This window comes from Thioalkalivibrio sp. AKL17 (assembly GCF_000377885.1).
Lineage (GTDB): Bacteria > Pseudomonadota > Gammaproteobacteria > Ectothiorhodospirales > Ectothiorhodospiraceae > Thioalkalivibrio > Thioalkalivibrio halophilus.
The window spans coordinates 54745-66505 of record NZ_KB898766.1 but is presented as its reverse complement, the minus strand read 5'-3'; the positions used below and the strand labels follow the sequence as shown (position 1 = coordinate 66505).

Here is an 11761-nt window from a genome sequence, read left to right as displayed (position 1 = left end):
GGTCAACCTCTTTCAGTTTTTGCTGCCGCCGGCCGCACCCAGGATCTCTCGTTCCTCGGCGGTAAATTCTCCCCTTGTAACCTCGCGCTCCAGGTGATTCTCCAGTTGTGCATGCAACTCCCGCATGCCGTCATCGAAGGGGTCTCTTGGACGCGGAAGATCAACGTCGATGATGTCCGAAACACGCCCGGGCGAACCCGTCACAAGAACAATCCGGTCGGCGAGCGCGAGCGCTTCATCCAGGCTGTGCGTCACCATCACGACCGAACACCCGGTTTCTTCCCACGTCATGAGGAGGTACTGGTGCATGAGCTTCTTGGTCTGGTGATCGAGGGCTGCGAACGGCTCATCCAGAAGCAGCAGCCGAGGACTCAGGGCGAAGGCACGCACCAGCGCAACCCGCTGTTTCATCCCACCGGAAAGCTGCATGGGGTATTTTTGGATGCAGCCCCCCAGGCCGACGGCGCCCAGAAGCGCCTTTGCCCGTTTTCGTGCCTCGGCAGGGCGGCAACCCTGGTTGCGCAGGGCGAATGCGACGTTCCCCTGGGCCGAAAGCCACGGAAAAAGGTTGTAGCTTTGAAACAGGAGCGCGGTCTTCGGAGTGGGACCCAGGGCCTGTCGACCATTCGCAAACACATAGCCTTCGTCGGGCGAGGACAGGCCCGCCGCCATCCCCAGAAGGGTGCTTTTTCCGCAGCCACTGGGTCCGATGACGACGGTAAAGCTGCCTCGAGGGACCCGAAAGTTCACATTCTCAATGGCAGGATGGCCATCGAATTTCTTCGTCACATCCTCGAAGATCACTTCGGCATCCTGAGCTGGAACGTTGCGCGCATGATCATTCATTGCTGGGACCCCCACCATGCAGCCTTTTTCTTCAACAGAACCAGGGCTCGATCGATCGCGAAGCCAAGGAATCCGATCGTAATGATGCCCACCATGACAAGCTTCATGTTATACATCTGCTGCCCCAGCATGATGAGATAGCCAAGGCCGGAATCGATGCCCGCCATCTCTCCGGCCAGGACCGCCATCCATGCGGCAAAAAAACTCAATCGGGCAGTCTCGATGAGAGTCGGGGCGGCCGACGGCAGAATGACATGCGTCCACAGACGCACCCCACGGGTCCCCAGGTTGCGGGCGACCATCAGATATTCCTGCGGGGTATTTTCGATCGCGGTCACGACCGAGATGGTCATCGAACCTATAATGGCCATGAAAACCACGAATATGGCCGCCGGACCGCCAATACCGACAATGGCGATTGCAAAAGGAATCCATGCAACCGGCGAGATGGGGGCGATGGTCTGCACGATGGGCAGGATCAGATTCCGGAATGGCCGAACCAGGGAAATCATGACCCCGATAACAATGGCCACGGTGACCCCAAGGACAAAACCGATGGCAATACGACCCAGGGTGTCGAGGACGGCACCGCCGTACGTCAGTTGCTGCGTACCGATACCGGCAGGAGCAGGGCCCGACAAAAGGTACGGGATCGTTTCGCTGGGCGGTGGCAGGATGCGGCCGTGCACCCAGTGGAAGTGCACCGCTACTTCCCAGAGGACGCCAATCAGAAGCCAGGCCAGCAAAAACCAGATAACCGTTGACACGGTTCCGCGCACGTCACGCCAGCGCAACGCAAGCCAGGTACCGAGCGAGTGGCCCGACGGCGGGGAACCATCGCCTTGAGCGAGGGACCCCGCGTCCGAGGGCTCTGTGGCCGAAGCGGGGACTGGCTGAGAATGCGAGTCAACATCGGGACTATGGCGCATCAGTAATCTCCTGCAGGGTTTGCACGGCCTGTGAAAAACAGGCACCCGGCGCCCGTACACGACCGATGCCGATCCAGCCGGTCGCGCCGTCGCGGTGGGCGATACCGGTATGGATCAGAAGTTCGGCATGCGAAGTGGCGACCTTCCGCGCGTCGAGCCCGAGGCCATAGTCGCGTGCGTCGGGGACATCCGGCGGCACAAACCACGGATTTGCGGCGAGAAACCAGGAACGCTGGACAACGGCATCACGGTCGGCCTGATCCTGTGCGACACCCAGCTTGCGATTGAGCTCCGGGGCCGAGAACGCCGCACCTCCGCCCAGGCCGATCGTCTCCATGATCGCGCTGTCTCCGAGGTCGGGCTGGCAGTCGTCCGGCATGAACTCCCCGAACAACTGGCCGCGAGGCAGATTGGACGGGGCACAGAACCAGCGGTCCCCGGTACCCGCGAGCTGGATGCCACATTCATCGCCGTTGCGTGCAATGGACACCACGATCGAACTGCCGGAGACACCTCGGGCCGTATCCAGGGCGAGTTTGGCCGCACCCATCGCGTAGTTGAGGCAGTGCTGGGGGTTTTCGCCTAGCCACGCCGCGACATCCGGCGGCAAACCCTTCAGTGCGTCGATGAAGGCCTGCGTGAAGGCCTCATTCCTCTGGTGGATGTCGTCGCCCTGGCGCAGTCCCTGTGAAACCAGCGGCCAAACGGGCAACCCTTCTTGCGGGAGGGCGGCCGCGATCGCCGGAGCAATCCTTTGCTCGAGTTCCGCGAGGTGACGCACCACGCTGGAGCCCCAGACACCAAACCGCAGGCCCTGGCGCCCACCCTCCGCAAAGGTGGCAAACCCCGTCTCGGAGCCACCGCGGTTGCGCACCTCCATCACCGGTTGAGAGGGTCGGACCACGCCGGCCATGGGAGAGGCGGTACCGAGCTCATGATTGGGCGTAAGCCGGATTGAGCCTTCGAGAATCAGGCGGCGCCCTTCTTCATGGTTGGTGGCCCAGCCCTCCAGGACCGCCGCCCCCGCGAGTGCGGAAAGCACAACCGGCGGAATCCGTGAAGGATCGCGGAACGGGGGCCCGGCATGACCCAGCTGTCGCTCCGCCATGCCGAGGGCCTCTCCGGCGACACGGATCCCGGTCAGGTGCGGTTCGCACGACCGGATCCTGTCCAGCGCCTCCTGGTTGGCCGCATCGACGCTGCTCATGGAGCCGGAAAGATCAGGCGGTCTTGCGGAGATCATCTTGGCTCTCGATCGGTGTCAGGACGTCCTCGACACTGGTACCCGTAGTGGCCTCCATTCCGGGGATATTCGGAATGACGTCCTCCCACGGGCGCGACCGACGAGACCAGACGTCGAACAGTCGACGCGCGGTATCCGGGTCATGCACCAGGGCCTTGAACATGAGTTCCATGGAGGCATGCGTTGGGACCTCGGCCAGATGCTTGCTGAACGCGTACAGCTCCCGGGACGCTTCGTGTCGCCACTGCGGGTATTCTTCCCGGTAGGTACCGTTGCAGATCATCGGTGCGAGGACCTCGGCAGCATGCAGGGCGTCACCAATGCCCTGAGCGGTCGCCGGATGCTTGAAGTGCGCGGCGTCGCCGGTGAGCGCCCAGCCAGCACCGGTGGACCGGCGGTAGAAACCTTCCAGACGGGTGGTGCCCTTTACCTGACTGACCTTTTCGGCCCGAGAAAGCCTGCCCCACAAGGCAGGCACGGATTCCAGTTTGGAGAGATAGAACTCTTCCAGATTCTTGATGGACTTCCGTTCACTCTTGGGGCCGTTGATCGAGACCACATGGTGATCGTTGTCGGAAGGAAAGTGGGTGACGATCCAGGGGGGCTCAAAGAAGAAGTCCTGCGTGTTGCGAACGTCGGCATTCTTCCAGTAAGCAAAGTACTGCATCGTCTCGCTGGGCATGACGGAGTACTTCTCTGCTCCGACAAGCCGGGCGATCGACGAGTTGGCACCGTCCGCTCCCACCACCACATCGGCCGTCAGAGTGAATTCACCCTCGGGGCCGGACGCGGTGACACCACGAACCGTATCGGTGTCGGTCGCTTCACCGATCAGGCCCGTGACCTGGCACCCCTCGAAGACCTCGGCCCCATCAGACCGGGCCTGATCCACCAGGATCGAATCGAGGGTGATCCGCCGCACACAGATCGCCCAGTCACGTCCTGCAATTGGCGTATGGGGGGCGACCACCATCTGTCCGTCATAATGCCAGGCGGTATACAGGGGGGGCGGACCATTCTCCAGCACCCGGTCGAGGACCCCGAGTTCGTCCATCCGCTTCAGCGTATTGGGATAGACAACATGGGTCGAAAGCGTGTCCGACGGGAACGTCGTGCGATCGAGCACGGCCACTTTCTGACCCGCACGCGCAAGCTGTATGGCCAGGGAGCTGCCCGCCACGCGCGCCCCCACGATGATGGTGTCGTAATGCTTGGGTTCCGGCATGTCCGTCTCCTTCATTGCTTCCTCGCCTGGCAAAGACCGGCTCACCGGGCGATAAGCTTGTATCGTGAATAATAAAGAGACCGGTCTTTCTACTGGCTACTGATGCAGAGAGCATGCCAACCCTTTACAAACCGCAGAATCAGAACCTTAAGAAACGCACAACGGGTTACCCGATACCCCGAGGCCCCATAGGCGGGCCCCATCAGCGAGCAGTTGCACCCCGATGTGGCATTGACGGGAGCCCATTCCGAACCGGGCGCCGGGGTCGCTGCGCCACCCCGGAAAAGCGGCAAGCCCGCGTGATGATCGCGTGTTACGATCGCGCTCAGGCTCAGCCATCGGGGTGCACACGACATGGGGCGTCGACCGCGAGATGAAGATCCCAGGGAAATTCTGCTCGACACGGCAACAAGGCTGTTCTGCCGCGACGGCGTCAATTGCACCGGACTCAACCGACTACTCGCCGAAGCCGGGGTCGCGCGAAAGACGCTTTATGAACAATTCGGCTCCAAACAGAATCTCCTCAAGGAGGTTCTGGAGCGGGATGGCCATCGCTGGATGGAATGGTTCGAGAGCCGGCTGGATGCTTTGCCGGGAACCGGGGCAGATCGTGTCGCAGGTGTGTTTGACATCCTGGAGGACTGGTTCCTCAACGAGGAATTCTATGGATGTCCTTTCGTGAACACGGTTGCGGAACATGACAAACGGGCCGACGAATACCGCAGGATGGCGCTGAATCATCGCGATTCGATCAGGCGGGCCATTATCCGGCTATTGCGTGACGAAGGGTTTCCGCGGCCCGAGGAACTTGGCGAACAGCTGACCATCCTCGTGGATGGCGCAACCGTTACAGCCATGGTGACCCGGACAGCGAGTGCTGCCCGGGAAACCAGGGCCATCGCGGAAGTCCTGCTCCGGTCACACCAACCGGTCCGGCAAACATGCGGCGCCGAACATCACGGCACCGCATGATCCACAGTCAAGCGGTCTCGCTCGGACTCAGACGCAAATCGATCACCTCGTCCGCGATGTTCGAATCGAAATATCCGAGTTCGATCAGGTAGTCGACGCCCTGGCGGATCCCATCCGCGGATTCCTGCGACATTACCGGTGCCGGCGGCTGACGCTTCAGGGCGACTTCCAGCACCTCGCGTGACGCGCTGAACAGAGGCTCCAGGTCGTCCAGCGCCGACTCGAAGTCGGAATGGAACTGTTCCCCTGCCTCCTTGAGGACCTCCATGTAGCGCGTCGCCACCTCCGGGCGCTCTTCCATGAAATCGGCAGTGGCATTAATCACGCAATCCGCCGCATCCGGGCCCCAGACATCGTTGCTGGTGGCGATGTATTTGCCGCCCGACTCCTTGACCACGGTCTCGGCGTAGGGCTGTGCAAGGGTACAGACATCGACGTTGCCGTTGATCAGGGCCTCGCCCATCCCCGGCATGCCGTTAAAGAACGTCATCTCGTAGTCACTGTATGAAAGCCCGTTCTGCGACATCGTCCCGTAGGCAACCAGCTCCAGTGTGTCCAGCCGCAACGTGCCGACCCGCAGCCCCTGGCCCGCCGCTTCGACGAACTCCTCCACGGACGTCACCGAGCCTTCGCGTGCCACCAGCTCGATCCCGGAGATGCCGCTACCGCCAATAATCCGCAGGCCATCATTGCCCTCGGCATAATCCGCCATGGACGCTGTCCATGGGTTGTGGGCCACATCCACTCCCCCGACGCCGAGCGCCCGGAGATTCTCCATGGGTCCGTTGAACTGGGTAATGTCCACGGCCAACCCGGCCTCCTTGAAGAGCCCCCGTTGCGCGGCCAGGAGCAGGTGAGAAATACACCCCGCGGGCAGGTGCCCCGCCTTCACCAGTTCATCCGCAACCCCGGCCCTGGCACTTCCGGTGGTCGCTAGCAATGCCATGCCGGCCGAGGAAAGACTCAACGCACCACAGGCACATCCCGTTCGAAGGAACTTACGGCGATCGGGGCTGAATGCCGTATTCGCGGCGTCCGCGCGACCGGGCGAAACGAGGTTTGCAAGCTTTTTGAATTTCATTGGCTCTATCTCCGCTGACCATCACCACAAAGAGACTGATTTGTCTCGCATGTAACTGGCCTGCAAACGGGATGCCAGAAATAATCTTTCCGCAATTTCAATTGGTTATTAAGACAACCCCAAACAAGGAAGATCAACACTGGTGCGAATTGCCCCGCCACTGATCGTATTCGCACTCGCAACGAACAGGCACCCTCCGATCGGCAGGTCTGCGGGATCCGCGTTCATCGCCCCAAAAAAGAGGGCGCCGCGAGGGCGCCCTGAAGGCCAACTTCCGGGTCCTGGGAGAGACCGTGCTGTCGGCGTCGGAGGAGACAAGTTGCGGGGCCGGCCTCCCGGCCCCGTCCAGCCTGCGTACAGGCTATGGGTTTCGCGTTACTTGTTCGTGAACTCGGGGTAGGCCTCGAGGCCGCACTCGGTCACGTCGGCACCGATCTCTTCTTCCTCTTCGCCCAGGCGGATGCCCATGGCCATCTTGAGGATGAACCACACCAGCAGGCTGGCGAGGAAGACGAAGATGAAGATCGCCGCCAGACCCGCGATCTGCGCCACGAAGGTCGCATCCGGGTTGGACAGCAGGACCGCGAGCACGCCCCAGATGCCGGCCGTGCCGTGGGCCGAGATCGCACCCACCGGGTCATCGATCTTGACCTTGTCCAGGGCGACGATGGAGAACACCACGATCACGCCACCCACGGCGCCGATGAAGGTCGCCAGCAGCGGGCTGGGCATCAGCGGTTCGGCGGTGATGGACACCAGGCCGGCGACCGCGCCGTTCAGGGCCATGGTCAGATCGGCCTTGCCGAACATCAGACGGGTGGTGATCAGCGCGGCAATCACGCCCCCGGCCGCGGCCAGGTTGGTGTTGGTGAACACGGCCGCCACGGCATTCGCGGATTCAACGTCGGACACCTTGAGCTCGGAACCGCCGTTGAAGCCGAACCAGCCCAGCCAGAGGATCAGCACGCCCAGCGTCGCCAGCGGCATGCTGGAGCCCGGGATCGCGTTGATCTGGCCGTCCTTGCCGTACTTGCCCTTGCGCGCCCCCAGCAGCAGGACGCCCGCCAGCGCGGCCACGGCACCGGTGAAGTGGACGATGCCCGAACCGGCGTAGTCGAGATAGCCGATCTGGTCCAGCATGCCGCCGCCCCAGCTCCAGAAGCCCTGGATCGGGTAGATCACGCCGGTGAGGACCACGGCGAAGGCGAGGAAGGCCCACAGCTTCATGCGTTCGGCAACCGCCCCGGAAACAATCGACATCGCGGTGGCCACGAACACCACCTGGAAGAAGAAGTCCGCGCGGTCGGAGTAGTAGATGTCGCCACCGCTGCCCAGCACCTCGGACACGGCGTTGTCACCGGTGATAAAGAAGCCCAGGCCCGGGATCAACGAGGTGAGCCCGTCGCTGTACATGATGTTGTAGCCGATCAGCATGTACATGACCGAGGCGATGGAATAAAGGGAGATGTTCTTGGTGAGGATTTCGGCCACGCTCTTGGTCCGCACCATGCCGGCCTCGAGCATGGTAAAGCCCGCGGCCATCCACATGACCAGTGCGCCGGCCATCAGGAAGTAAAAGGTGTCAAGGGCGTAGGCCACCTCGACGACTTGCTGTTCGATATCCATTTTCGGATTACCTCATCTAATAATGACCGAGATGGGCGCTCAGAGCGCTTCGGTTCCGGTTTCACCCGTGCGGATTCGCAGGACCTGCTCGACCGGCGAGACAAAGATCTTTCCGTCCCCGATCTTGCCGGTGCTCGCGGCCTTCGAAACGGCTTCGATCACCTGGTCGACCAGGCTGTCATCCACCGCAACCTCCAGCTTGACCTTGGGCAGAAAGTCCACGACGTATTCAGCACCGCGGTACAGTTCGGTGTGGCCGCGCTGGCGACCGAAACCCTTGACTTCGGTCATGGTGATGCCCTGCACACCGATCTCGGACATCGCCTCGCGCACATCATCAAGCTTGAACGGCTTGATCACGGCAGTAATCATCTTCATGTCAGACTCCTCTCCGGCGAGCCGCTGCCCGGGGGCAACGACCCGCAACGATGTTTTGCTTCCGGTTCAACGATCAGAAGGATTTCGACCAGCCCACCCAGGCGCGCATGTCTTCGTCATCGACATCGGCGTAGGCCAGGTTCAGGCTGAATTCGCCGAACTCGCCGGCATCGCGGGCGAGGCTGGCGGAGTAGTGGGTGTAATCGTCATTGTCGCTGTCGTCGTACGTCTGACGTCCGACCATGAAACCGGCGCTGTAGACCTCGGCGAACGGCACATCCAGGCCGCCGTAGAAATAGACGTCGTCGCTTTCCAGAAGCGACTCGGACGCGCTGTCGGTCACCACCCACTGAACACCGCCGTAAAAACCGATCATGTCCATGTCATAACTGACTGACCCGACCAGTTCGCCGAAATCGTAAGAGACGGAATCCCCCTCGAACTCGGCATCGGGGTAGGCGTAATACACGTAACCCACGTCGTACCCGAAGCCGTTGTCAAAGGAATCGGCAAACCCACCGTAAAGATCGAGCTCGTAGGTCGTGCCGTCGTCTTCCCCGAAATCCACGTTGGATGCCCAGGTCCCCAGGTAAAACCCGGAGGCATGCTCCCAGTCAAAACCACCCTGGATAGCGGCGCCGCCATCGGTTTCGGAAAAGCCCCGCAGTTCATAATCGGACACGATCGAGATATTGGCCGACACCTCGGCGGCCGCGCTGGAAGTAAAGACGACACCCCCGGTGGACCCGACGGCCAGGATCGCGGTGGCGACGGCGGAATAGGCGAATTTCTTCATTGATTGACTCCCTCTGCGTGTTTTCTGGATGTCGCTGCTTGTCGACACCCGTTCCTTGCAGGGGGCGTGCCAGAAACGTGAAACGGGGCAAAATCCGGTTTTATGCAACGCTGTTGCGGGCAAACCACGGGTGATTGCCACGAACGGGTGCAATCACAAAGTGCAGACGCACCAAAAGAGGGCAATACGAGCCGGGGACGCCACCGGAAAGGGCGCCGCGCGGGAAGGAGCAGTGCGGGAAATCTGTGCGGGAAACAGGAGCAGGAAGCGCGGAAGCGTCCTGGCGGTCGGTCGGGGCCTGCTCGGTCTCAGTCGGTGGCGAGCGAGCCGCGTTCGATGGTGATGCCCACCTCGCGCACCCCGGCCACCGCGCCCGGTTTGCCCAGGGTAATGCGCAGCCACGGCGAACCGAACTGCGCCATCAGGGTCTCGGCGATCTCCTCGGCGAGGGATTCGAGCAGGATGTGGGGTTCGCGGGTCACGATGGCCCGCACCGCGTTGGCCACGGCCTCGTAGTCAACCGTGTCTTCGATCTCGCCGGAGTGGGCGGCCACGCGAGTGTCCGCCGCCAGCTCGATGTCGAAGCGCAGCGGGCGCTGCATGCGCTGTTCCCAGTCGTAGACGCCGACCACGGCGGGGATTTCGAGATCGCGCAGATAGATACGGTCCATGCGGAACACCGGGGACACAGGGTTGCGGAGGGGCTTATCGTACTGCCTGCCCCCGCCCGCGTACACCGGGGCGTGCGATGGTGGCGCAACGCGCTACCATGCCCGAACAGTCCGACCGAACAGCGTCGCCAGGAGAGCCGCCGCATGTCCACCACTTCGTTTCAGCCACTGCCGTGGACCCGGACCCCCGAGGGGGCCCTGCGCCGGGTCGGCGTGGAAATCGAAATGGCGGGCGTCTCGCTGGAGACGATGGCCCGCGCCATCATCGACGAATTCGGCGGGCACATCGAGGCCGAGCATGCCTTCGTGCTGCATGTCCGCGACAGCGACGCGGGGGATTTCCAGCTGGAGCTGGACGCCCGCGTACTCAAGGACCGCGGCTATCGCGAGCACCTGGCCCGCCTGGGGGTCGACCTGGAAGACCGCGACCAGGAAGCACTGGAGGCCTGGCTGGCCGATGCCGCCGGGCGCCTGGTCCCGCACGAGATCGTCGCGCCACCCCTGGAACCTGCGCAGCTGCCCCGGCTGGACCGGGTGCGTGCCGCGCTGCAACAGGAAGGCGCGCTGGGCACCGAACGCTCGTTCCTGTACGCGTTCGGGCTGCAGCTGAACATCGAGATCCACAGCCGCGAGCCCGAATGGCTGCTGGCCATCCTGCGAGCCTTCGTGCTCATGTACGAGATCCTGGCGCAGGCGGGGGCCATCGACCTGTCGCGCCGCCTGTCGCCCTACATCCGGCCGTTCCCCGGCGCCTTCGTGCGCTACATCCTCGATCCCGATTTCACCCCGGACCGTGCATCGCTGATCGACACCTATCTGGCGCACAACCCCACGCGCAACCGTCCGCTGGACCTGCTCCCGGTGCTGGCGGAACTGGACCCCGAACGCGTTGCGGCGGCACCGGTGGAACACGAACTGATCAAGGCGCGTCCCGCCCTGCACTACCGCCTGCCGGACTGCCGCATCGACGACCCGAACTGGAGCCTGGCGCACCCGCTGAACGGCTGGGTGGAAGTGGAACAGCTGGCCGCTCATCCCGAACGTCTGGAACGGCTCGCGCAGGAGTACCTGGAACGCCCGGGCCAGGCGGTGGGCCGCTGGGCCGACGAATGGATGCAGCGGCTGCGTGCCTGGTTCTGAACGCCCGCACCGCCCGGTGATCGCCGTCACCGGCCCGGACCGTGGCGGCACGCCCGCGTGGCTGTTCACCGCCCTCGCGGTGTGGCGGGCCGGCGGCCGCCCCCTGCGCATCCGTCCCGGACGCCCCCGCCGCAACCGGCGCATCGACGCCCTGATCGTCGGTGGCGGGGCCGACGTGGATCCCGAACTTTATGGCGAAACCCTGCCCGAGGGCCCTGACACCACTGCCATCCGCCGGGCGGAGCAACGCCTGTCGCAGCGCCTGATCGGCTACGCCTTCTATCCCGCGCTGTGGTTGCTGCGCCGGCTGTTCCAGTCGAAAAGACCATCGCTGGATCCGGAGCGCGATCGGCTGGAGAAATCCCTGATTCACCACGCCCTGGACGAACACCTGCCAATCCTCGGCATCTGCCGCGGGATGCAGCTGATCAACGTGGTGCGCGGCGGCAGCCTGCACCGCGACCTCGCCGCCTTCTACGTGGAGACCCCCAACGCCCGCAGCCTGCTGCCCGTGAAGCGGGTACGGCTGGATCCGCACTCGCGGCTGTCCATCATCCTCGGAGATGCCGCACTGCACGTGAATGCCCTGCACAGCCAGGCCGTCGACCGCCTCGGACGGGGCCTGACCATCGCCGGGCGCGAGCCCTCACGCGTGGTCCAGGCCATCGAGGCCGACGGGCCCGATTTCTGCATCGGCGTGCAGTGGCACCCCGAATACCTGCCGCAGAAGACCCGCCACCAGCGCCTGTTCCGGGCGGTGGTCCACGCCGCCGTCGACCACCACGAGGTGCAGTGACCGGGACACCGCTCCCGACAATCACTTGCGAACTCTGGGGAAAACATCTAGCTTGACC

At 63.2% G+C, this 11761-nt stretch carries 12 protein-coding genes; 3 read left to right on the top strand and 9 right to left on the bottom strand.

Features of this window, described 5'->3' with window-relative positions; translation table 11 throughout:
- Positions 1–12 precede the first annotated feature (12 nt).
- From D577_RS13610 to D577_RS0106380, 4 genes are read right to left on the bottom strand one after another with little or no spacing between them, the layout of a single operon-like run.
- Complete coding sequence (locus D577_RS13610) at positions 13–846, bottom strand: ABC transporter ATP-binding protein (protein WP_244263437.1); 834 nt, start codon at positions 844–846, stop codon at positions 13–15.
- Complete coding sequence (locus D577_RS0106390; protein ID WP_018946699.1) at positions 843–1775, bottom strand: ABC transporter permease; 933 nt, start codon at positions 1773–1775, stop codon at positions 843–845. Before D577_RS0106390 ends, D577_RS13610 begins: the two co-directional genes overlap by 4 nt.
- Positions 1765–2982, bottom strand: coding sequence for a DUF1116 domain-containing protein (locus tag D577_RS0106385; protein ID WP_018946698.1), 1218 nt, complete (start codon positions 2980–2982; stop codon positions 1765–1767). Before D577_RS0106385 ends, D577_RS0106390 begins: the two co-directional genes overlap by 11 nt.
- Positions 2983–2995: 13 nt before the next feature.
- Positions 2996–4243, bottom strand: coding sequence for an NAD(P)/FAD-dependent oxidoreductase (locus D577_RS0106380; protein WP_038036134.1), 1248 nt, complete (start codon positions 4241–4243; stop codon positions 2996–2998).
- Between the two features lie 354 nt (positions 4244–4597).
- Between D577_RS0106380 and D577_RS0106370 the strand changes: the two genes are divergently transcribed.
- Positions 4598–5215 carry a TetR/AcrR family transcriptional regulator gene (locus tag D577_RS0106370; RefSeq protein ID WP_081618818.1) on the top strand — a complete coding sequence of 206 codons (618 nt, stop codon included), beginning with the start codon at positions 4598–4600 and terminating at the stop codon, positions 5213–5215.
- A 7-nt stretch (positions 5216–5222) separates the two neighbouring features.
- Here D577_RS0106370 and D577_RS13605 read toward each other — a convergent pair whose 3' ends face one another.
- The 5 genes from D577_RS13605 to folB form a co-directional block, all read right to left on the bottom strand.
- Positions 5223–6296 carry an ABC transporter substrate-binding protein gene (locus tag D577_RS13605; RefSeq protein WP_038036096.1) on the bottom strand — a complete coding sequence of 358 codons (1074 nt, stop codon included), beginning with the start codon at positions 6294–6296 and terminating at the stop codon, positions 5223–5225.
- A 375-nt stretch (positions 6297–6671) separates the two neighbouring features.
- Positions 6672–7922: an ammonium transporter gene (locus D577_RS0106360; protein ID WP_018946693.1), complete on the bottom strand. Its 1251-nt coding sequence runs from the start codon at positions 7920–7922 to the stop codon at positions 6672–6674.
- A gap of 39 nt (positions 7923–7961) precedes the next feature.
- On the bottom strand, positions 7962–8300 hold the full coding sequence (gene glnK / locus D577_RS0106355) for a P-II family nitrogen regulator (RefSeq protein ID WP_018869196.1): 339 nt from the start codon (positions 8298–8300) through the stop codon (positions 7962–7964).
- Positions 8301–8373: 73 nt separating this feature from the next.
- Positions 8374–9096, bottom strand: a complete 723-nt coding sequence (locus D577_RS0106350) for a TorF family putative porin (RefSeq protein ID WP_018946692.1) — start codon at positions 9094–9096, stop codon at positions 8374–8376.
- A gap of 308 nt (positions 9097–9404) precedes the next feature.
- Positions 9405–9767 (bottom strand): dihydroneopterin aldolase, encoded by a 363-nt coding sequence (gene folB / locus D577_RS0106345; protein WP_018869194.1) that lies wholly within the window; start codon positions 9765–9767, stop codon positions 9405–9407.
- Positions 9768–9911: 144 nt separating this feature from the next.
- On the opposite strand from folB, the gene D577_RS0106340 reads away from it, so the two are divergent.
- Positions 9912–10907: an amidoligase family protein gene (locus D577_RS0106340; protein ID WP_018946690.1), complete on the top strand. Its 996-nt coding sequence runs from the start codon at positions 9912–9914 to the stop codon at positions 10905–10907.
- A gap of 16 nt (positions 10908–10923) precedes the next feature.
- Positions 10924–11703 carry a gamma-glutamyl-gamma-aminobutyrate hydrolase family protein gene (locus tag D577_RS0106335; RefSeq protein WP_018946689.1) on the top strand — a complete coding sequence of 260 codons (780 nt, stop codon included), beginning with the start codon at positions 10924–10926 and terminating at the stop codon, positions 11701–11703.
- Positions 11704–11761 lie beyond the last annotated feature (58 nt).

Coding starts and splice junctions, on each gene's coding strand:
- D577_RS13610 (WP_244263437.1), bottom strand. CDS start 846: ATGAATGATCATGCGCGCAACGTTCCAGCTCAGGATGCCGAAGTGATC.
- D577_RS0106380 (WP_038036134.1), bottom strand. CDS start 4,243: ATGCCGGAACCCAAGCATTACGACACCATCATCGTGGGGGCGCGCGTG.
- D577_RS0106350 (WP_018946692.1), bottom strand. CDS start 9,096: ATGAAGAAATTCGCCTATTCCGCCGTCGCCACCGCGATCCTGGCCGTC.
- glnK (WP_018869196.1), bottom strand. CDS start 8,300: ATGAAGATGATTACTGCCGTGATCAAGCCGTTCAAGCTTGATGATGTG.
- D577_RS0106360 (WP_018946693.1), bottom strand. CDS start 7,922: ATGGATATCGAACAGCAAGTCGTCGAGGTGGCCTACGCCCTTGACACC.
- folB (WP_018869194.1), bottom strand. CDS start 9,767: ATGGACCGTATCTATCTGCGCGATCTCGAAATCCCCGCCGTGGTCGGC.
- D577_RS13605 (WP_038036096.1), bottom strand. CDS start 6,296: ATGAAATTCAAAAAGCTTGCAAACCTCGTTTCGCCCGGTCGCGCGGAC.
- D577_RS0106390 (WP_018946699.1), bottom strand. CDS start 1,775: ATGCGCCATAGTCCCGATGTTGACTCGCATTCTCAGCCAGTCCCCGCT.
- D577_RS0106385 (WP_018946698.1), bottom strand. CDS start 2,982: ATGAGCAGCGTCGATGCGGCCAACCAGGAGGCGCTGGACAGGATCCGG.
- D577_RS0106340 (WP_018946690.1), top strand. CDS start 9,912: ATGTCCACCACTTCGTTTCAGCCACTGCCGTGGACCCGGACCCCCGAG.
- D577_RS0106370 (WP_081618818.1), top strand. CDS start 4,598: ATGGGGCGTCGACCGCGAGATGAAGATCCCAGGGAAATTCTGCTCGAC.